The organism is Arsenophonus apicola (genome assembly GCF_020268605.1).
In the GTDB taxonomy this organism is placed as follows: domain Bacteria; phylum Pseudomonadota; class Gammaproteobacteria; order Enterobacterales; family Enterobacteriaceae; genus Arsenophonus; species Arsenophonus apicola.
This window is the reverse complement of sequence record NZ_CP084222.1, coordinates 1593283-1614273: the sequence shown is the minus strand read 5'-3', so window position 1 is coordinate 1614273 and position 20991 is coordinate 1593283. Positions and strand designations below refer to the sequence as shown.

The window sequence follows — 20991 nt, the reverse complement described above, 5'->3', positions numbered from 1 at the left end:
GGTAACATTTTTAATCAGCTTGAATAGCAATAAAATAATATTTTAATTATTCTATGAGTCATGGCTGACAATTATCTTATGTCCTTTTAAGATAAATATGTTAATCATATAATTGGAGATCACATGCGAAACCCATGGAATTTAATCGCAGCCTTTTTTAAATTTAGTTGGCGATTACTTAATTTTATCAGACGATTTGTCACTAGTTTTATCTGTCTTTTTTTGATTTTTATCGCAGCAAGTAGTTATTTTGCCTATAAAAGTGAAAAAAAATCGACTAGCCAATATCATGGTGCACTGCTTATTGACCTACAAGGTGTGATTGTAGATCAAGTCTCAATCCCTAATCCCCTTAGCAAAATGAGCCGCGAATTATTAGGCTCATCAAGCAACCGCATGCAAGAAAACTCCTTATTTGATATTGTAAATACTATTCGCCGGGCAACTTATGACGATAAAATTACCGGTATCGTTTTACATTTGGATAATCTCATTGGTTCTGATCAGCCCTCCTTACAGTATATTGGTAAGGCGTTGACCGAGTTTAAACAGGCTGGAAAACCTATTTACGCCGTAGGTAATGGCTATAATCAATCACAATATTATTTAGCCAGTTTTGCCAATAATATCTATATGTCACAACAAGGTAATGTTGGAATTTACGGTTTTTCAACCAATAAACTGTATTATAAAACGCTATTGGATAACCTCAAAGTCAATAGCCATATTTTCCGTGTTGGCACCTATAAATCAGCGGTAGAGCCATTTATTCGCGACAATATGTCACCTGAAGCACGTGAAGCAGATAGAGTCTGGATCGGTTCACTATGGCAACATTATTTATCAACCCTTGCGCAAAACCGACAAACGACAGCAGAAAATATTTTTCCTGGGGCCGATAAATTGATTGAAGAAATGAAAAACGTCAATGGCGACAGTGCGCAATATGCCGTTAAACAAAAACTCGTTGATCATATTTTTACCGCTGCCGTTATGGAGAAAGAATTAAGCAAAAAATTTGGTTGGAATGATAAAGAGCAGCATTTTAATTACATTAGTATTTATGATTATGCCAATGAACAACCGCAACAAAGCCAACTGATGCAACAAAAGCAATCGGATGATCAACCTGGCAATATTGCTGTGATAATTGCCCAAGGCGCCATTATTGATGGACCGCAAGAGCCTGGCATGGTAGGCAGCGAAACAACCGTGGCGCAAATACGTAAAGCAAGACTTAATCCAGATATCAAAGCAATTGTTTTACGTGTTAATAGTCCTGGTGGTAGTGTTACTGCTTCAGAAGCGATCCGTAATGAACTGGTTGCTGCCCGTGATGCTAATAAACCTATTGTGGTCTCGATGGGGGGAATGGCAGCATCGGGTGGCTATTGGATTTCAACACCAGCCAATTATATTTTTGCCAGTCCGACAACCCTGACCGGCTCAATTGGTATTTTTGGTGTGATAAATACCTTTGAAAAGAGTTTAGATACAATTGGTGTTTATAATGATGGTGTCTCCACCACGCCATTAGCGGATATCTCAGCGACTAAAGGCATTAATAAACAATTTTCTGACATGATGCAAATCATTATTGAAAATGGCTATCATACCTTCTTAAAATATGTTGCTCAGGCGCGCCATAAGACTCCGGCAGAGATAGACAAAATTGCGCAAGGTCGGGTATGGGTAGGTTCAGACGCGCTACGAAATGGTCTGGTTGATAAACTGGGTGATTTTGACGATGCCGTAAATAAAGCGGCTGAATTAGCTAAAATTACTGCCCCTACACTTGATTGGATGCAGCCTGAACGTTCTTTTATTGATCAATTGATACTTGAATTAACATCAAGTGCTGAGGCAATGATGCCTGATACACTGAACTTACTACTACCACAAAAGACAGCTAGTGACCTTCAGCAACAAATCAAATTTTACCGCCATATGAATGATCCACAAAATCGCTATGCATTTTGTTTAAATTGTGGTGAGGTTTATTAGTAAATAGGTATCACATTGTCATAACACTAGCGCCCAGCATATGGGCGCTTTGTTTTATATTAATATTTAACATGCCACAGATTTTATTAACTAACTACTTTATAATTCTTTAAATTTATCTTTTTTTGCTTATTCATATTGTTAGGTACTGAGAATGGAAAAAAAATCCATCTATGTTGTTTACACAGGCGGCACCATTGGCATGTAGTATTCCACGCGTGGCTATGTGCCAGCTTCCGGCCATCTGCAAAAACAACTAACCAGCATGCCAGAATTTCACCGGGCTGAAATGCCACATTTCACCATCCGGGAACATAATCCTTTAATTGATTCTGCTAATATGACGCCACAAGATTGGCAGTGTATTGCTGATGATATCAGCGATAACTATAAAAACTATGATGGTTTTGTGATTCTACATGGTACCGATACCATGGCATTTACCGCCTCCGCACTCTCATTTATGTTTGACAATCTAGACAAGCCCATTATTGTGACAGGGTCACAAATACCACTGGAAGCGTTAAGATCTGATGGCCAAACCAATCTTCTCAATGCCTTGTACTTGGCGGCAAATTACCCTATCAATGAAGTGACGCTTTTTTTTAATAACAAATTATTTAGAGGTAACCGTACCGTCAAATCCCATGCTGATGGTTTTGATGCCTTTACTTCGCCTAATTGCCCTCCGTTAATTGACGCAGGTATTCATATCCGTTGTTTACAAAGCTGCCCGCTGCCAAAAAACAACGACGATTTCAGCAGCTATAAAATAACACCTCAACCTATTGGTGTTGTTACCATTTATCCTGGGATTTCAGTACAAAGTATCGAAAATATCTTATTGCAACCAACCAAGGCACTGATTCTCCGTTCGTATGGTGTCGGTAATGCGCCTTCGCAAACTGAGTTGTTAAAATGCCTTGAAAAAGCCTGTCAACACGATATTATCGTCGTTAATCTGACACAATGCCTGTCTGGGCGAGTTAACATGAATGGCTATGCAACCGGGCACGCATTAGCCAAAGTTGGTGTTATTAGTGGTTATGATATGACTTTTGAGGCAACACTTACCAAACTTCATTATTTACTCAGCCAATCTTTAACAACAAATGATATTCGTACACTGATGCAAAAAAATTTGCGCGGTGAACTGAGTTATAGTGACAATTACTAAGGATAATATGATGACACATAGCGCACTATTATTAGTCGATCTGCAAAATGACTTTTGTAATGGGGGCGCCCTCGCCATATCAGAAAGTGAAAGTGTTATCAATATAGCCAATGCAATTATCACCTACTGTCAGCAACAAGGAATTACTATTATCGCCAGCCAGGACTGGCATCCTGCTGATCATTTAAGTTTTGCTGTCAACTCAGGAACTAAGGTAGGTAGCGAGGGTAAACTTAATGGCTTACGCCAAATTTGGTGGCCAGTTCATTGTGTGCAACATCAGAAAGGAGCGGAATTTCATCCAGCACTCAATCAGTCAGCAATCCAAGCTATTTTTCAAAAAGGAGTCAATGCGACAATCGATAGTTATAGTGCTTTTTTTGATAATGATCATCAACATGCAACCCAGTTAGATGGTTGGTTAACAAAAAATCAAATCAAACATTTATATATTATGGGTTTAGCAACAGATTACTGCGTAAAATTTACCGTCCTTGATGCAATACAATTAGGTTATCAAGTAACGGTAATCCAAGATGGTTGTCGGGGCGTTAATCTTCATCCAGAAGACAGTCATAACGCATTACAAGAAATGGCATTAGCTGGCGCCAAACTAATAACATCTTCTGATTTACATGTTCAATCTTATGACTGTGCTAATGATTTTCGCTAGAAGTGACCAACTTATTAACATTTAATCAAACTCTGGTTATCTTTTTTCACTTTCAAATAAGCTCTTTAACTCATTTTTTGTTTTCAAAGTGATATTACCATCCGTACCTACCGTCATATGCTGTGCATTATGATTATGCTTAGCCTGCCAAAGCATAACCGCTTGCAGACTATTTTCTTTTTGCTCTGGGGTTAACGCAACACCATCTGGCCATTTACCCAACTCAACGGCGGTCAGCAATCGTTGATAAATATCAACTGTCATTAAATCAACCAGTTCATTAAGCTCCATCTTGTATCCCCTTTTTTGTTGTTGATTAACCTCTATTGCATCGAATAAGTGTTACTTAACCCTCAGTTACCTCACCAGATTGTTGATCAGTAAAACTTAATGCGACAGAATTAATGCAATAACGTTGCCCAGTCGGTTGTGGGCCATCGGCAAAAACATGGCCTAAATGTGCATTACAGGTACGGCAACGCACTTCAATTCTCTGCATGCCATGGGAAAAGTCATCAATATAATTGACAGCGTGATCGTTAATCGGTTGGTAAAAACTTGGCCAGCCACAACCCGTATCAAATTTTGTTTGCGATAGAAAAAGCGGCGCATGGCAACATAGACAGTAATAAATACCTTCTCGTTGATTATGTAATAATTTACCTGAAAAAGGCGGCTCTGTTCCGGCTTCTTGAGTGACATGATGTTGTATTTCATTAAGTTTTTTCGACTTAATGTGTTTTTGTTCTTTTTCTGTCATAAGAAAGCTTTCCTTATTTTCAAGTAAATGTAATTATATTTAGCTGATGAGTAAAAGTTAACTCTAAACTATCTCAATTATTTTTAGCCTAGCAAAATAGATTTTTGTGATCTGATTTGTGATATAATTCACATATATTATCAATATTCACTTTAAATCTCCCTGTCCAGAACGATAATAGTGAATCAAAACATTAACCTTAGGCTTGTTTATTAAACATACAAAAGGTGCTTTATATGTCAATTTTTAGGGTAATTGACACGATTCCGCTTGACGGATGGCAAGGTTTTGGTAACGTTAGAAACAATATTAAATTCTTTTAAATTAAAATATAGCTGGTGGAAATACTATGACTATCAAAGTAGGTATTAATGGTTTCGGTCGTATTGGCCGTATTGTTTTTCGTGCTGCCCAAGAGCGTAAAGATATCGAAATCGTGGCAATCAATGATTTATTAGATGCCAATTATATGGCCTATATGCTGAAATACGACTCAACACACGGCCGTTTCAATGGTACTGTCGAAGTTAAAGATGGTCACCTGGTGGTTAATGGTAAAACTATTCGCTGTACGGCAGAAAAAGACCCTGCTAACCTGAAATGGAACGAAGTTGGTGTTGATGTGGTTGCTGAAGCGACGGGTATTTTCTTAACTGATGAAACCGCACGCAAACATATTACAGCAGGGGCAAAAAAAGTCGTTTTAACCGGCCCCTCTAAAGATGAAACCCCAATGTTTGTTATGGGCGTTAATCATAACACCTATAATGGTCAGGATATTGTTTCTAATGCCTCTTGTACCACTAACTGTTTAGCTCCGTTAGCGAAAGTTATCAATGACAAATTTGGTATCATTGAAGGTCTGATGACCACCGTTCATGCAACAACTGCAACTCAAAAAACTGTTGACGGACCTTCAGCTAAGGATTGGCGTGGTGGCCGTGGTGCTTCACAAAATATCATTCCTTCGTCAACCGGTGCTGCTAAAGCTGTTGGTAAGGTCATTCCTGAACTAGATGGTAAATTAACCGGTATGGCGTTCCGTGTTCCAACACCGAATGTTTCAGTGGTCGACCTAACTGTTCGTTTAAATAAACCTGCTACTTATAAAGAAATTTGCCAGGCGATCCAACATGCCGCAAATGGTGAATTAAAAGGTATCCTTGGTTACACAGAAGATGACGTTGTTTCCACTGACTTTAATGGCGATAAATTAACATCCATTTTTGATGCCAAAGCGGGTATTGCCTTAAACGATAGTTTTGTAAAATTAGTCGCCTGGTACGATAATGAAACTGGTTATTCGAATAAAGTTTTAGATTTAATTGCGCATATTGCTAAATAAATAGCCTAATTACTCACTTCAAGCCGCCATCAATGGCGGCTTTTTTCATTCTGGCATATAATCCAACGGTATTTTTAAACTGACTAATTGGCAATCATAAAAAAGATAAAAGGTCGAAATTATGAATGACACGACACTGTTTAGCTTACCGGTAAGAGAAAAAATTTCGGCCTATATTACACTTCGCCAGCTCGATGAACTGACGGTCATTATTGTTTCTCATCCTAAAGTGAATGCTGCAGTCAGCCTTTAGGGAGCGCAACTACTTAGCTGGCAGCCTGATGGGGAAAAAGCCTGTATATGGTTGAGTAAAAATAGTCTATTTAAAAAAAATATTGCTATTCGCGGCGGAATTCCTATTTGCTGGCCATGGTTTGGTCTGGTCGCGCAACCCAGCCATGGTTTTGCTCGTTTACAAGAATGGCAGTTGACAGCACATAGTGAGCATACCGATTGTGTGATCCTTACGCTAACACTTACTGATAATGAAACGACAAGAAAGATATGGCCACATGAATTTACCTTAATAATGCGCTTTAAACTCGCTACCACCTGTGAAATTGAATTTGAATATTATGGTACTGAGCCTGCTACTGGTGCATTACATACTTATTTACAAGTCAGTGATATAAATAAAATATACATTAAAGGATTAGGTAAACATTATGTTGATAAAGTGGCTGATCGTGACGTTTACCCTGAAGAGATAAAAACTTATATAACCGCACGGACTGATCGTATTTATACCGAATCCGATGATTGTAATTTGGTGTATGATAAAAATTGGCAACGTATTTTAGAAATACATCATTACCATCATAGTGATGTAGTATGTTGGAATCCTGGTGCTGAACTATCCAGTGCAATAAAAGACATGACCAGCGATGGTTACAAAAAAATGCTATGTCTTGAAACTGCTCATATTAGCCAACCAATGCAACCAGAAGGTGAAAATCCTGCCCGGATGTCATTAATCTTAGGTGTGCGTAGTATTAAAATGCAAGACGTCATGCGATAACTTTGCGATTTTTATGTAAAAAATAATGATAACTATTGATAAATTTTATTAGCATTTTATACGAATTACTGCGATCTCAATCAACGCCCTCACTTTTGATGAGGGAATAAAAAAATACTGATTGTGCAGCGAGCAATGAGGTTAACGTGATTCAGACAAATTATTTATCATATTGTCTTTATCTTTCATCTCACGCCAAATATTACCACTCTCTTTGCCATAGCTACGAACCCTATCTAGCACCTGCTCACACTTTTCTTGTTCACATATTTTAGCTAAATCATGATAAAAATTATAAGCAAGTTGACGCGCTGTAGGATCAGAAAAAAAGTAGCGACCAACGCGGGTATATAGTCCTTTTAAACCATTTAGGATCAAGCCATAAATAGGATTACCAGAAACAAATGCCAGTCCACGAAAAATATTATAATCAACTCTACTAAATGCTTCAGAACAATCTTCTATATTTTCTCTTATTGATAATATCTCCAATGATTTTTGTTTATTTTTACGAAAGGCAGTTCGAATAAAAATAGCGGAAATATTGGTTCTGACCGATAATAAATCCTCAATCAATTTTGGTGCCCCACTATGATCTAAGCGAGCCACCGTTTCTAAAATATTAAGTCCTGAAGTTTCCCAAAAATTGTTTACTTTAGTTGGTTTTCCATGCTGAATAGTTAGCCAACCGTCTCTTGCCAGCCGCTGTAAAACTTCTCGTAATGTTGTTCTTGTAACACCGATCAGTTCTGATAGCTCACGTTCTGCAGGTAAAATAGAACCTGGGGGAAAATGATTATTCCAAATACTTTCAACTATATACTCTTCTGCAAAATTAGCGGGACTTTGCGCTCTAATAATCATATTTTTCTCTACCTAAAACAAATTTTTTGTCATTATAAAACGAGATAATATCAGAATGAAAAACTTTGAGGTAGCCAAGTTATTAAGAAATACTAATCTGATCATAAAGAGTTAATACAATTTGTCGTTAATTAGGAGATCGTTCTTTTAATTTCTAGCATTGAAAAAACGTAGTATGCTACGTTAGCCAATTTTACTTACCTACTAGTGAAGGAAAGCAAGTAATAATGAATATAAATACCAGACAAATTATGTTGAAAAATTTCCTGGGTAATTCCCCTGAATGGTACAAATTGACCATTATTTTCTTTTTGATAATCAATCCACTGTGCTTTTTTTTCGTTAACCCTTTTATTGCCGGTTGGTTACTAATTGCCGAATTTATTTTTACCCTTGCTATGGCGCTAAAATGCTACCCGCTACAGCCGGGTGGATTACTTGCTATTGAAGCGATAATCATTGGCATGACTTCACCGAAACAAGTTAGTCATGAAATCGCTAATAATATTGAAGTGATATTGCTGCTGATCTTTATGGTGGCAGGCATTTATTTCATGAAACAATTATTGTTATTTGCTTTCACAAAATTACTGCTGTCAATTCATTCTAAACGTATACTTTCCCTGGCTTTCTGCCTAGCAAGCGCTTTTCTTTCCGCTTTTTTAGACGCGTTAACGGTAATTGCTGTCGTGATCAGTGTAGCCGTTGGTTTTTATTCTATTTATCATAACTATGTATCCAGTCAGAAAGAACCTTTTCAGCCGGAAAATAACGCCGACACCAGGGAAAAAAACCAAATCCTTGAACAATTTCGCGCTTTTTTACGTAGCTTAATGATGCACGCCGGCATTGGAACTGCATTAGGTGGTGTAATGACAATGGTTGGTGAGCCACAAAATTTAATTATTGCTAAATATGTTGGATGGAATTTTAGTGCTTTTTTCTTACATATGATCCCAGTAACATTACCGGTATTTGTATGTGGCTTAATTATTTGCTATTGCGTCGAACATTTTAAATTATTCGGTTACGGAGCAGAATTACCAGAAAGCGTCCGCCATATTTTGCAAATGCACGATAAAAATGCCAGTAGAAAACGGGATCGACGGGAAAAACTGCAACTAATAACTCAAGCATTAGTTGGTGTTTGGTTAATTATTGCTTTAGCTTTCCATCTTGCAGAAGTTGGCTTAATTGGTTTATCTGTGATTATTTTAATTACCTCATTTTGTGGCATCACTGACGAACATACCATTGGCAAAGCATTTGAAGAAGCTTTACCCTTTACCGCCTTATTAACGGTATTTTTCTCAATTGTTGCAGTTATTATTGATCAACATCTTTTTACACCATTTATTCAATTTGTATTACAGTCATCTGAATCATCACAACTGTTTTTATTCTACTTATTCAATGGGTTACTTTCTGCTATTTCAGACAATGTTTTTGTTGGTACTGTCTATATAAATGAAGCAATGAGTGCTTTAAAAGAAGGGTTAATATCACGCCAACAATATGAATATCTGGCGGTTGCCATTAATACAGGAACTAACTTACCTTCAGTAGCAACACCAAACGGTCAAGCTGCTTTTCTGTTTTTATTGACTTCAGCACTTTCACCACTTATTCGCCTCTCATATGGCAGAATGGTTATTATGGCATTACCTTATACTATTGTGATGACATTAGTCGGTTTATTAGCAATAGAACTATGGTTGATCCCAGCAACTGAGTGGTTCGCTTCATTAGGCTTGATAAATATAGCTAAATAATTTTTATTAGAAATGCTATTATTTAATTGAAAATTATAGCATTTTATTTTCCTTTAAGACAAAAAGTTATCAGCTAAAGAAAAATTTCATTTTACATTTCAATTCATTATCCTATCTTATTAACAAATTTAAATTAGCTATTTTTTTTGGTCTAAACAAAATAAGATCATATGCTTCCCTAACTAACTTTTCGAAGAAATGGAATAGAATAAACATGTTTAAATTTTTTTACTCCTACTCTCAGACCAGAAAATCCTGGTTGTTACTGGCTATCAGCGCCTGTATGTTAGAAATTATTGCACTTTATTTTCAACACGGTATGGGACTTAGACCCTGTGTATTATGCATTTACGAACGGATTGCACTGTTCGCTATCTTGGCGGCTGGTTTAATCGCGGCCATCGCACCAAAAAGTACTCTTCGCTACGTGGCTCTCATTTTATGGTTATACAGCAGTTGGCAAGGATTGAAACTAACCTGGGAACATACCCGACTAAAATTTTACCCATCGCCTTTTGACTCGTGCGATTTTGCCGTTAACCTTCCATCATGGCTACCACTTAATCACTGGTTTCCAGCTGTTTTTGAAGCCTATGGTGACTGCATTCAAAAACAGTGGTCATTTTTAAATATAGAAATGTCTGTATGGTTATTAATTATTTTTATTGCTTATTTTTTGTTAGCAATAATTGTCCTGTTAAGCCAATTTTTAGGATTTAAAAAAAATAGTTATTAAGACAATTTTAGCTGGACTAATAATTTTCAGTCCAGCTTTCGCTATGACGATTTAATGAAAATATTACGGGGTTATTAGCTGGAAATAGTAAACCGCTAAATAAGTGTGAGATTGAATAGATTATTAACTGATACACCTTATAACGATTATCAATGAACACTACTTTTAGACAGCAAATTAATAACTAAAACCCCGGAAATAATTAACAAAATTCCTAAAATAGCTGGCCAATCTAATTTTTGCTGATAAAGAAACAACGCTGCCACTGACACCAGCACGATCCCTAAACCAGACCAAATAGCATAGGCAATGCCTAATGGCATCATTTTGACTACTTGTGATAAGCCAAAAAATGAAATGCTATAACCAACAACAACAATAATCGATGGCAACAAACGGGTAAAACCATCAGAAGCCTTTAATGATGTGGTTGCTATTACTTCAGCCACAATCGACATTAATAAATAAGCCAATCCGTTCATTTATACTCCTAAATATAAACTATATCATCACAATGGTAAGATAATCGAAACATTGATCGCCAGTCTTGGGGTAAAACTAAAATAATCAGCAAAAGTTTTCTTTTGCTTTAAACTAGCCTAAACTGGTCGCGTTTTCTTATCGCAGTGGATTTAAAAATCATTCTTTTGATAATAAAATCGATTACCTTTAATACATCAGTAATAAATATGAATCAACAAAAAGAACAGTATAACTTTAATAAACTACAAAAAAAGTTGCGTCGTAACGTTGGCCAGGCGATCGCTGATTTCAATATGATTGAAGAAAATGATCGGATTATGGTTTGCCTTTCTGGTGGCAAAGATAGTTACACATTATTATCAATATTACAAAATTTACAAAAAAGCGCGCCAGTAAATTTTACTCTGTTTGCCGTTAATCTTGACCAAAAGCAACCCGGTTTTCCGGCTGATATTTTGCCATCTTATCTCGATAAACTCGGGATTGAATACCAAATAGTTGAAGAAAATACTTATGGTATTGTGAAAGAAAAAATACCGGCAGGAAAAACGACCTGCTCACTATGCTCTCGCCTACGTCGCGGTATTTTATATCGCACTGCAAGCGAACTTGGCGCCACTAAAATCGCTTTAGGCCATCACCGTGATGATATTTTACAAACCGTATTTCTCAATATGTTTTATGGTGGCAAACTCAAAGGGATGCCACCAAAGTTAATGAGTGACAATGGTCAACATATTGTTATTCGACCCTTAGCCTATTGCCGGGAAAAAGATATTGCCAACTACGCAAAAATTAAAGCATTTCCAATTATTCCTTGCAATCTTTGTGGTTCTCAACCCAATTTACAACGGCAAGTCATCGGCAATATGTTAAGAGAGTGGGACAAACAGTACCCAGGGCGAATTGAAACAATGTTTCAAGCAATGCAAAATATTGTTCCTTCTCATTTATGCGACAGTAACCTATTCAACTTCAAACAACTTAACCATACCAGCAACATTGTTAATGGTGGCGATTTGGCATTTGATAACGAAACATTTTCCATAATCAACGCCCACCATTTTACCGAGCCAGATAGCCCTCACTCAAATCGAATTAATATCGTTGAAACAGAATAAAAAAAGCCGATGTATTAAACATCGGCTGATAGTGGTCAATTATTCTGTATAAGAACTCAATATGAGAAAAACTACAATTATGGAGCACAACGTTCATCGCTTAACGTTGCATTCACCTGCGAAATCAATTCTGCCTTAACTAAGTATAAAACTTCTTGATATAGCTCAATTTATTTTTACTAAACTAAACAACTGTAAATTTTATATTAGAAAATGTTTTATTTTATAACCACTTTCCCCTTTTTAACCACCAGATCACAAAAGTAATTAAACAGCTTAATAATAAACAAAAAATACTAAAGGCAAATTTAAACTCACTACCAGGTATACCATTGAGGTTGACCCCAAATAATCCGGTTAAAAAGGTTGATGGAAGAAAAACAATCGCTAACATTGACATAGTATAAATCCGTTTATTAGTTGCTTCTGATATCAACGCATTAATTTCATCGGTAATAACAGCGGTACGAGCAACAAAACCATCTAATTCATCAATGCATCGCCCAAGTCTTTCAGCATTTTCCTGCATGCGGTGGCGATCATCATCACTCATCCATTGAAATTTTTCGGTGGCTAAACGAGCAAATACATCCCGTTGAGTAGACATATAACGGCGCACGATAATAATCTGTTTTCTCAACAACGCTAATTTTCCCCGCTCCGGGATCTCTTCAGTTAATATTTTTTCTTCCATTTTAATTAAACGATCATGCAATATATCGGTAAAATCACTGACTTCATCGTTAATCGAATCAGCGACCTCGACTAACCATTCACCGCTCGTTTTTGCGCCAACATGATGAGTCAGATCGTCGATAACTGGCTCAAGGGATTTAACTTTACGGTGGCGACTGGAAACAATTATCTGATTATTAATATAAATACGAAAGGCAACCAACTGTTCAGGCCGGTCACCAATATTTTTATTAATCGTTTGTAAATTAATCAGTGTGCCATCACCGGTTCTTATTATACGCAACCGATTAATATTTCCAGTTAATCCATCTTTAATAGTTGAATTGAATAATGCAGAATGCTTTATCCATTGATAACTGGCTTTATTTCTATAATCATAGTGCAGCCAAAACGGCATCTGTGGTGTCGCTTCCGCATTAACATCAATCGTTATGAAGCCACCTTCACCATCTAATTGGTATGCATGCACAGGTTCAGAACCCTGTATTATTGAGCCATAAATAGCCACAACACCTATCCCCCTATTACGGTGAATTTTTGTTTTTTCCTTTTAAAAATAGTCGCATTTCTGTTTAATTAAAGCTTTCTTACTCAATTGTTATATGATTAATTTGCGACTAACATTTTATTTTTATGTCACTAAGCCTTTCTATTCGTCAAAATACATCATAAAAATTAATTAAAACAAAAATAAAATAAATTCAAATTAATTAATAATACTTTTAAATTCAAAATATTATAATTAAAAACAAATTAATTAAAAGTTGATTACAAATAAAAAATAATTAAAATAATTATAATAAAAACCATAAACTAGGGACAGTTATGAAAAAAACAGTTATTTTTACTTTAATGACCCATTTATTTTTTTCGCCAACAGGATTTGCAGCTTCGCCTCAATCGCAAACCTTTAGTCTAGGCTATTCTAATCTCTATTATCATGGTAATTCTGTTACCGGTTTAAATCTTAACTATGACTACCAAATAGATAATTATTGGGGGGTATTAACATCGATAAGCTGGAATAAAGGTGTTAATCATTGGTACAGCTACAATAATCTCCATCAACTGATCAAACATAAAGTTAATACTAATTACCTCAGCTTACAAGCCGGTCCCAGTTATCGTTTAAATGACTATTTAACTTTATATAGCACCATCGGTTTTGCCCGTTTTACCCTAAAAAACACCGAAAAGTTCGAGATTGAAAATATAATTATTGATTCCATGAAACATACCACCGGCCTTAGCTGGGGAGCTGGAATAAAAATTCACCCAATCAAAATGCTTAGCCTCTATATAGGTTATGAAGGCGCCAATAGTCATAATGATCATACAAATCCCACATTTAATGGATTAAATATTGGTTTAGGTTATCGATTCTAGTGGTCTAATTTGCCATCTTAATCGCCTTATATGACGTCAGGGCATAAATTTCATCACGGCCCTGCATTAAACAGGCTAATTAAAGATTAACTTAATGTTTAATAACATATAGTGTATGGCTATAACTTACATTTTCTGGGTTATTGACTGGATAGCCCTTTAACCAAGATTTAATTAAGTAACCGCGACTGTAATAATAAATCGGTGCAATAGGCGCATGTGTTAACAACATTTTTTCTGCACGATTATAAAATCGATTGCGATTTTTACTACTCTTTTCCATCATCGCCGAGGCAATAATTTGGTCATAGTCACTGTTTTGGAATTTAGCCCAATTACCACGGTTAGAAGATGTCATGACATTTAAAAAACTCGAGGGCTCATTATATTCAGCAACTCTGGCTGCACCCAGCACATTAAAATGACCAGAATTACGACTCTCAGTGTAAGTTTTCCATTGTTGATTAATCAAGGTTATCTGAGCGCCTAACTTTCTTTTCCACATTGAGGCGATAGCTATAGCTACCTTTTTATTATTTTCTGAATTATTGTAGACAAGAGAAAGCCTTAACGGATTATGGCTACTAAATCCGGCTAAATGTAATAGAACTCTAGCTTGTTCGTCTAACTCTTTTTGTCCATAGCCATCATAACAACCTCTTTCCGGGGTAAAATCGGCGATGACATCGGGTATAAAGCGATAAGCGACTTTCTCTCCATCAGCTAATATTTTGTTGGTAATAACATCTCTATCAATTGATACAGTTAATGCTCTTCTCACTCGCCTATCATCAGTAGGGGGCTTTTGCGTATTAAAAACATAGTAATAAGTCGCCAACTGCCCAACCAGATAAAACTCATCCGGTATTTGCTGCAATAATTTGCTATCTAAATGTTCAGGCAAAAATTCAGTTTCGACAACATCACCGGCAAAATAACTTTGCCATGCGCGAGCACTTTGCTTAATCGGCACAAAAGTCACTTTAGTTAAAATTGTATTTTTATGATCCCAGTAGTATCGGTTAGGTTGTAAAACTATTTTTTCGCCGGCAATCCGCTCAGATAAGCGAAAAGCACCATTACCAACTAAGTTAGTCGGTGTCAGCCAATTTTGGCCATATCTGGCAATTATTTTTTGATTAACTGGAAAGAAACTAAAATGACTAGTTAAATTTAGAAAATAGGGTGCTGGCTGTTCCAAAGTCACTTTCAAAAGTATAATTATCAAGGGCTTCTACACCTAATTTTTCAATAGGTAATTCATTATTAATAATTTTTTGCGCATTTTTAATACCCGCCAAAGTGGCAAAATAAGCAAATGGTGAATGATTTATCGGATCAACTAAGCGACGCCAGCTATAAACAAAATCCTTGGCCGTGACAGGGTCACCATTTGACCACTTGGCATCTGGTCTTAAATAAAAAAACCAAATACGATTACCAGCATTTGTCCAACTATTGGCTACAGCTGGAATGGGACGGCCTGCTTCATTTTGATTAGTTAATCCTTCGAATAAATCACGTATTACATGTGCTTCGGCTAAACCAATCTCTCTAATAGGATCAAAAGAAGTTGGATCTGCATTAATTTGCCTAACTACCTCTTGTTTTTCAGCTAATGAGTCCCCTCTAGCCACTAATGCAGCTACTGCAGCTACTGCAGCTACTGCAGCTACTGCAGCTACTGCAGCTACTGCAGCTACTGCAGGTTTAGTATTCACGATACAATTAAAAAAGAATATTGCTAATGCTGTTTTATAGCGAAGCATATAGATTTCCATATTATATCCCGATGTTATTATAATTATAGAAAATAATTTGGTTAAAACAATTAGATATAACAAGTTGTTGTAACGATTTAGATAGGAAACTTAATTATTTTCATTTAGAATTGTTGAACTAAATGTTATTAAGCGAGGAAAGGATAAGATGTCAACTAGTACAAATTTCAAAGGGCAATCTGTTGCTATCAATGGTACTTTCTTGCAACCGGGTGATAAAGCTAAAGAATTTTCCCTTGTCGCTAACGATCTAGCAGAAAAATCTTTGTCAGATTATCAAGGCAAACGAAAAATTCTTAATATATTTCCTAGTATTGACACCGGTGTCTGCGCTACCTCTTTTCGTAAATTCAATCAGTTAGCCAGCCAACTAGAAAACAGTGTTGTATTGTGTATTTCTGCCGATCTTCCTTTTGCACAGAGCCGGTTTTGTGGCGCTGAGGGGCTAGATAATGTAGTTACATTATCAGTTTTCCGTGCGCCAGGCTTCAGTAAAGACTATGGTGTAGAAATGACTTCTGGGCCATTAAAAGGATTAACCGCTCGTGCTGTGGTTATTATCGATGAAAATGATAAAGTGATTTATAGTGAATTAGTTGATGAAATTAGCCATGAACCCAACTATGATGCAGCCCTCAATGCATTAAAATAATGATAATAATACTAAATGAAAATATTTTTTTATTAAACTAGTTGTGTCACTCTAATTCGATAGCGATAAAACTTATCGCTATCTCAATTCTGGTTAATCTATCACTCAGTTTCACTCTCTTTTTTATGACTTAATCCATACTCCCGCAACTTATTTGCAATTGCTGTATGCGATACATTCAGCCGTTTCGCTAATTTACGCGTACTAGGATAATCTTGATAAAGTCGAGCTAATATTGAAGCTTCAAAATGTTTTGTCAATTCATCTAACGTGCCATTTAATTGATCGGCGGAAAATAGAGAAATATCTTTTAGATCTGGCAAATTAATATCTTGCGGTGTTAATTCTCGTCCCGCCGACTGAATTAAAGCCTGATAGAGAACATTACGTAGCTGCCTTACGTTACCAGGCCAATGATAATTGGCAAGGTAAGGCGCTAATTTAGGTGAAAGTTTCGGTTTTTCAATGTGTTGCTCCAGTGAAAATTGCCTGACAAATTCTTCTGTAAGCGGCATTATATCCGCTTGTCGTTCACGCAGCGGGGGTAAGTTTACCGTTAACACATGCAGGCGGTAATAAAGATCTTGCCTTAAATGTCCCTTTTCAACTAATTCCAACAAATTTTTTTGGGTCGCACAGATCACTCTGACATCAACTTTAACTTCTTGCTCCTCACCTACCCGACGAAATGTATCATCGTTTAAGAAACGTAACAGTTTGATCTGCATTTGTGGCGACATTTCGCCAATTTCATCCAATAAAACAGTACCACCATTCGCTTGCTCAAAAAATCCCTTTTTGCCCTCAATGGCATTTGGATAAGCCCCTGCTGCGTAACCAAATAGTTCACTTTCTACCACATCTTCTGGCATCGATGCACAATTCAATCCTAAGAAAGGTTTATCACCTCTCATGCTCTGTAAGTGACATGCTTTAGCTAAAATATCTTTACCCGTTCCTGTTTCACCAACCAATAGCAACGGTTCATCAAGTAGGGCTATTTTTTTTAAATGCTCAACTAGCTGACTAATTTTGGGACTAACCGCAATGATCTGACTAAAACTATCTACTTTTCCCTTTTCATTTGCTTGATATTGCTGCTCTGCGGGCAAGGCCTTTAATAAAATAATAGCGCCTGTATTGTCAGTCGAATCCGTTATTTTATTATTGTTAATTGGCGTAACCTGGAGCAGATATTTATTACCTTTGATTAATAGTCGTTCCGAATAAGGTTGTAAATTATTTTGTTCCAGTAATTTTGCCAACCGCTGATGATTTATTAGCTGATTGAATTTTTTTTCTTTTAATTGGTTATTATGAATAGCAAACAATTTTAACATTGCAGAGTTAGCTAATTCGATATTAGCTTTGCTGTTAACTGAAAAAATAGGATCGGGAAAAGTATTTAATAAAGTCAATAATAATTTTTTTTCATGTTCAGAAGGCATAAAAGAGACCGTCTTAACATCTTTAACACCGCGAATACGCCGAATTTCAGTCATTAACTGTTGAAATGTCATGGTGTCGACTTGAGCAAATTTGAGATAAATATGACGATTTGGTGAAATTTCAATCCCTTCAAGGTCAATGTTTTGTAAAACAAGTAAATCAAGTAATTCACGTGTTAACCCCATTCGATCTTGGCAAATCACTTCTAATCGCATCACTGAAAACCTTATATCTATATAATTCACTATTCAATTAGTTAAGTATGCATTTTTATTTATTAAGCTGCCATAGAAAATGTTTTAACACATAAGCACTAACACAAGAAATTATAAACGAATAAGCATTAATCTAATTTTGCTCGTCACCATCTAATCAAAGTGGAGATAATTAAAAAAGACGTTATTAAGCTTAATTATGGATTGGTTAAACATTTTTGCGCTCAACTGCCTTTGGCATAATATTTTTTAACTGGCTGAATAATTGACGACGAAAATCAGCCAATTTAGGTTTATCATCCATCCACGGTAAGGGACGGCATAACTCCATCGTTTTAATTCCTAAGCGAGCAGTGAGTAAACCGGCGCCAATCCCCTGAGCTGCTCGAGTTGAGAGCCTGGCCATAATGTCTTGCGATAACCAATCCATGCCAATTTCACGCACCAATTCACTTGCTCCAGCAAAAGCAATATTAAGCAATACCATTTTAAATAATCGAATACGGCTATAATAACCCAGTTCAATGCCATAAATAGTAGCAATGCGATTAATTAATCGAATATTGCGCCAGGCAATAAATGCCATGTCTACAATGGCCAAAGGACTAACAGCAATTATTAACGCCGATTCAGCGGATGAGCGATTGATCTCTTTTCTAGCTTGCTCATCTAAAATAGGTTGCACTAATTGACTATAAAGAGTCACAATTTCTTTGTCATTATGACTATCATGGATGGTTCTCTGCCAACGCTTCATCGCCGGATGATCTAGGCCAAGCGCCGATTGTTGGCCTAGTTTTAGACAAAATTCACGCCCACCATGCATACCATGACTTTGCAAAAATGCTTTAGCCTGAATGCGTTCTTGACTTCGTTCTTTTAAATAATAAAGCCGCCGCCATTCGGTTATTATGCTGCCAATAGCGGCAATAATAATTAAGCCTCCCGCTGTGACAAAAGCTAAAGAAACCCAAACTTGCTTTAACCACGCTCGGTAAACCCATTGAGCTGTTTGGGCAAAAAAACTAACCACAATTAAGCTTAATGCAATAACCACCAGTTTACGCCAAAAACTATAGCGCGGTTTGAGCGCAGCATTAACCAGTGCCTCAATTTCACCTTCTCGCTCATCATCTTCTGTTTGCTGACTGCTAGCGGCGAATTGTTCAGATACTAATGGATCAAATACTTTGGCTTTTTTTAACTTTGGTTGTTTATTTGATGGCAAAGACTCATCAAAATCGATGCGGGATTTTAGCGGTTTACTCATTTCAATTTATCTCCGAGTAAAAATTCTAAAGCACTATCCAATCGAATATGAGCAACAGGCTGATCAGTCGCTGTTTCGCGAGGCAGAAAAGATTCAAAATCAAATTCCTGCTTTAACCAAAAATCAGCATTAGGCAAACGTCTGGGCACCTCGCCAGGGAAAAAGGTCATTAATTGACCATCACTTAATCTATGTCCCTTTAATGCAGGTAACTGCTCTCGCTGATATTCAATCCTGCCGTTTTCCGTCGCCTGAATTGAAGCCAGCGCGATACAATCCAAACTGATCCCTTCAAAAGCAGCATTTTGCCAGGCCGTACGAACTAATTGCTGTAGCAATGAGACTAAATTGGCCTGTTGATCATGAGTTATATGATCAGCTTTACTTGCTGCGAAAAGTAATTTATCGATGCGAGGTGAGAACATGCGCCGCAATAATGTGCTTTTACCATAATGAAAGCTACGCATAATTTGGGTCAATGCATTCTGCATATCATTAAATGCTGCCGAACCATTATTTAACGCAGTTAAACAGTCAACTAAGACAATTTGCCGATCAAAATGTTGAAAATACTCTTTATAAAAACGCTTGATAATTTTCTGGCAATAATAATTATAACGCTGTTGCAGCATACCAATATTAGACTGTTTGTCCGCTTGCTTTAATTTCTGTTCATCCGTTGTATCAATATTAAGCCAAGGAAAAAACTGCAATACTGGCGCCCCGGCCAGATCACCCGGCAAAATAAATCGCCCTGGTTGAATAAAATATTGTCCCTGTTGTTTAGAAAAAACCAAGTAATCGGTATAAGCCTGGGCAATATTGGCTAATAGTTTCTCATCAGCCGCCGCAAAAGGGTCGCACTGTTGGCAAAGTTGCAACCATTGCTGCGCGCCCTCATTGCCACGATCTTTTAATAGCTGTTGCATTTGCCGTGACCAACTAAAATAGTCCTGAGTCAACATAGGTAGATCCAGCAACCATTCACCTGGATAGTCAATAATTTCAACATATAAATTAGCAGTGTTTTTAACGTGGCGTAGCAAACTGTGTTGTGATCGATAACGTAGTTGTAAACATATTTCACTGATCCCACTAGTAGGAATCGGCCATTGAGGAGGAAAATGGTACAATGCTGCTATACTTTCGTCATAAGCAAAACGGGGAATATTAAAATGTTTCTGCGGGATCCGCTTTGCACCTAATAAACGACCCTCTCTAGCGGCGGAAAATAGTGGTAAACGCGCCCCACTTTGCACATGCAGAAATTGATTAACCATTGACGTAATAAATGCCGTTTTACCACTACGACTAAGCCCGGTAACCGCTATACGGACATGACGATCTACACTTCGATTGACAAGTTGACTCAGCTCACTTCGCAATCTTCTCATATTTCTCCCACAACAAATTACGCCCAAGTTTAGCAATGCCTAAACGTAGCAATGGCTGCATCACTATTAACATAAACCATCGCAAAGGTTTTCGGCTAATATATTTTAACATTAGACCGATTATTCCTGCTGGCGCGTAATGAATAGCCATAACTATGGCTATTCTTGCCGTTTTTTTGCCTAGAAGTTTCAATT

16 protein-coding genes and 4 pseudogenes are annotated in these 20991 nt (G+C 36.9%); 10 read left to right on the top strand and 10 right to left on the bottom strand.

Translation table 11 applies throughout. The features are described 5' to 3' along the window. Positions 1-123: 123 nt before the first annotated feature. From sppA to pncA, 3 genes and pseudogenes are all read left to right on the top strand, one after another. On the top strand, positions 124-2004 hold the full coding sequence (gene sppA / locus LDL57_RS07615; RefSeq protein WP_180559945.1) for a signal peptide peptidase SppA: 1881 nt from the start codon (positions 124-126) through the stop codon (positions 2002-2004). Between the two features lie 154 nt (positions 2005-2158). After that, a pseudogene (gene ansA / locus LDL57_RS07610) lies at positions 2159-3181 on the top strand (asparaginase). A 10-nt stretch (positions 3182-3191) separates the two neighbouring features. After that, entirely contained in the window at positions 3192-3854 is a 663-nt protein-coding gene (pncA, locus tag LDL57_RS07605) for a bifunctional nicotinamidase/pyrazinamidase (RefSeq protein WP_180560078.1), read from the top strand. Between the two features lie 36 nt (positions 3855-3890). Here pncA and LDL57_RS07600 read toward each other — a convergent pair whose 3' ends face one another. Both LDL57_RS07600 and msrB read right to left on the bottom strand, forming a co-directional pair. Beyond that, on the bottom strand, positions 3891-4145 hold the full coding sequence (locus LDL57_RS07600; RefSeq protein ID WP_180559946.1) for a YeaC family protein: 255 nt from the start codon (positions 4143-4145) through the stop codon (positions 3891-3893). Positions 4146-4200: 55 nt separating this feature from the next. After that, positions 4201-4614, bottom strand: coding sequence for a peptide-methionine (R)-S-oxide reductase MsrB (msrB, locus tag LDL57_RS07595; protein WP_180559947.1), 414 nt, complete (start codon positions 4612-4614; stop codon positions 4201-4203). Between the two features lie 349 nt (positions 4615-4963). Here msrB and gapA point away from each other — a divergent pair, with 349 nt between their 5' ends. Together gapA and LDL57_RS07585 are read left to right on the top strand one after the other, a co-directional pair. Next, entirely contained in the window at positions 4964-5959 is a 996-nt protein-coding gene (gene gapA / locus LDL57_RS07590; RefSeq protein ID WP_180559948.1) for a glyceraldehyde-3-phosphate dehydrogenase, read from the top strand. A 121-nt stretch (positions 5960-6080) separates the two neighbouring features. After that, a pseudogene (locus tag LDL57_RS07585) lies at positions 6081-6977 on the top strand (D-hexose-6-phosphate mutarotase). A gap of 141 nt (positions 6978-7118) precedes the next feature. Here the strand turns inward: LDL57_RS07585 and fadR are convergent. Beyond that, a complete protein-coding gene (gene fadR / locus LDL57_RS07580; protein WP_180559949.1) occupies positions 7119-7841 on the bottom strand; it encodes a fatty acid metabolism transcriptional regulator FadR in 723 nt (240 codons plus the stop codon). A gap of 227 nt (positions 7842-8068) precedes the next feature. On the opposite strand from fadR, the gene nhaB reads away from it, so the two are divergent. Together nhaB and dsbB are read left to right on the top strand one after the other, a co-directional pair. Further along, complete coding sequence (gene nhaB, locus LDL57_RS07575; protein WP_180559950.1) at positions 8069-9613, top strand: sodium/proton antiporter NhaB; 1545 nt, start codon at positions 8069-8071, stop codon at positions 9611-9613. A 214-nt stretch (positions 9614-9827) separates the two neighbouring features. After that, the gene (dsbB, locus tag LDL57_RS07570) at positions 9828-10349 is read left to right on the top strand and encodes a disulfide bond formation protein DsbB (protein WP_180559951.1); all 522 of its coding nucleotides are present in this window, start codon (positions 9828-9830) and stop codon (positions 10347-10349) included. A gap of 149 nt (positions 10350-10498) precedes the next feature. Here dsbB and LDL57_RS07565 read toward each other — a convergent pair whose 3' ends face one another. Then, positions 10499-10831: a DMT family transporter gene (locus LDL57_RS07565; RefSeq protein ID WP_180559952.1), complete on the bottom strand. Its 333-nt coding sequence runs from the start codon at positions 10829-10831 to the stop codon at positions 10499-10501. A 201-nt stretch (positions 10832-11032) separates the two neighbouring features. Here LDL57_RS07565 and ttcA point away from each other — a divergent pair. Continuing rightward, positions 11033-11870: pseudogene (gene ttcA / locus LDL57_RS07560) on the top strand (tRNA 2-thiocytidine(32) synthetase TtcA); the annotation flags it as partial. Positions 11871-12176: 306 nt separating this feature from the next. On the opposite strand, the gene zntB reads toward ttcA, so the two are convergent. After that, the gene (gene zntB / locus LDL57_RS07555; RefSeq protein ID WP_370520684.1) at positions 12177-13157 is read right to left on the bottom strand and encodes a zinc transporter ZntB; all 981 of its coding nucleotides are present in this window, start codon (positions 13155-13157) and stop codon (positions 12177-12179) included. A 317-nt stretch (positions 13158-13474) separates the two neighbouring features. On the opposite strand from zntB, the gene LDL57_RS07550 reads away from it, so the two are divergent. Continuing rightward, the gene (locus tag LDL57_RS07550) at positions 13475-14035 is read left to right on the top strand and encodes an Ail/Lom family outer membrane beta-barrel protein (protein ID WP_225507420.1); all 561 of its coding nucleotides are present in this window, start codon (positions 13475-13477) and stop codon (positions 14033-14035) included. A 91-nt stretch (positions 14036-14126) separates the two neighbouring features. On the opposite strand, the pseudogene LDL57_RS07545 reads toward LDL57_RS07550, so the two are convergent. Further along, a pseudogene (locus LDL57_RS07545) lies at positions 14127-15756 on the bottom strand (peptide ABC transporter substrate-binding protein). A 208-nt stretch (positions 15757-15964) separates the two neighbouring features. On the opposite strand from LDL57_RS07545, the gene tpx reads away from it, so the two are divergent. Beyond that, positions 15965-16468: a thiol peroxidase gene (gene tpx, locus LDL57_RS07540; protein WP_180559954.1), complete on the top strand. Its 504-nt coding sequence runs from the start codon at positions 15965-15967 to the stop codon at positions 16466-16468. A gap of 101 nt (positions 16469-16569) precedes the next feature. On the opposite strand, the gene tyrR is transcribed toward tpx, so the two are convergent. The 4 genes from tyrR to LDL57_RS07520 all read right to left on the bottom strand — a co-directional run bounded on the left by tyrR (position 16570) and on the right by LDL57_RS07520 (position 20989). Then, positions 16570-18132, bottom strand: a complete 1563-nt coding sequence (gene tyrR, locus LDL57_RS07535) for a transcriptional regulator TyrR (protein WP_180559955.1) — start codon at positions 18130-18132, stop codon at positions 16570-16572. 208 nt (positions 18133-18340) lie between these two features. Beyond that, complete coding sequence (locus tag LDL57_RS07530) at positions 18341-19402, bottom strand: YcjF family protein (RefSeq protein WP_180559956.1); 1062 nt, start codon at positions 19400-19402, stop codon at positions 18341-18343. Beyond that, a complete protein-coding gene (locus LDL57_RS07525) occupies positions 19399-20796 on the bottom strand; it encodes a YcjX family GTP-binding protein (RefSeq protein WP_225507418.1) in 1398 nt (465 codons plus the stop codon). Before LDL57_RS07525 ends, LDL57_RS07530 begins: the two co-directional genes overlap by 4 nt. Then, the gene (locus LDL57_RS07520) at positions 20777-20989 is read right to left on the bottom strand and encodes a phage shock protein PspD (protein WP_180559958.1); all 213 of its coding nucleotides are present in this window, start codon (positions 20987-20989) and stop codon (positions 20777-20779) included. Before LDL57_RS07520 ends, LDL57_RS07525 begins: the two co-directional genes overlap by 20 nt. Positions 20990-20991 lie beyond the last annotated feature (2 nt).

What these genes read in the sequence shown, in the direction of transcription:
- sppA (WP_180559945.1), top strand. Translation starts at nt 124, where the DNA reads ATGCGAAACCCATGGAATTTAATCGCAGCCTTTTTTAAATTTAGTTGG.
- pncA (WP_180560078.1), top strand. Translation starts at nt 3,192, where the DNA reads ATGACACATAGCGCACTATTATTAGTCGATCTGCAAAATGACTTTTGT.
- LDL57_RS07600 (WP_180559946.1), bottom strand. Translation starts at nt 4,145, where the DNA reads ATGGAGCTTAATGAACTGGTTGATTTAATGACAGTTGATATTTATCAA.
- msrB (WP_180559947.1), bottom strand. Translation starts at nt 4,614, where the DNA reads ATGACAGAAAAAGAACAAAAACACATTAAGTCGAAAAAACTTAATGAA.
- gapA (WP_180559948.1), top strand. Translation starts at nt 4,964, where the DNA reads ATGACTATCAAAGTAGGTATTAATGGTTTCGGTCGTATTGGCCGTATT.
- fadR (WP_180559949.1), bottom strand. Translation starts at nt 7,841, where the DNA reads ATGATTATTAGAGCGCAAAGTCCCGCTAATTTTGCAGAAGAGTATATA.
- nhaB (WP_180559950.1), top strand. Translation starts at nt 8,069, where the DNA reads ATGAATATAAATACCAGACAAATTATGTTGAAAAATTTCCTGGGTAAT.
- dsbB (WP_180559951.1), top strand. Translation starts at nt 9,828, where the DNA reads ATGTTTAAATTTTTTTACTCCTACTCTCAGACCAGAAAATCCTGGTTG.
- LDL57_RS07565 (WP_180559952.1), bottom strand. Translation starts at nt 10,831, where the DNA reads ATGAACGGATTGGCTTATTTATTAATGTCGATTGTGGCTGAAGTAATA.
- LDL57_RS07550 (WP_225507420.1), top strand. Translation starts at nt 13,475, where the DNA reads ATGAAAAAAACAGTTATTTTTACTTTAATGACCCATTTATTTTTTTCG.
- tpx (WP_180559954.1), top strand. Translation starts at nt 15,965, where the DNA reads ATGTCAACTAGTACAAATTTCAAAGGGCAATCTGTTGCTATCAATGGT.
- tyrR (WP_180559955.1), bottom strand. Translation starts at nt 18,132, where the DNA reads ATGCGATTAGAAGTGATTTGCCAAGATCGAATGGGGTTAACACGTGAA.
- LDL57_RS07530 (WP_180559956.1), bottom strand. Translation starts at nt 19,402, where the DNA reads ATGAGTAAACCGCTAAAATCCCGCATCGATTTTGATGAGTCTTTGCCA.
- LDL57_RS07525 (WP_225507418.1), bottom strand. Translation starts at nt 20,796, where the DNA reads ATGAGAAGATTGCGAAGTGAGCTGAGTCAACTTGTCAATCGAAGTGTA.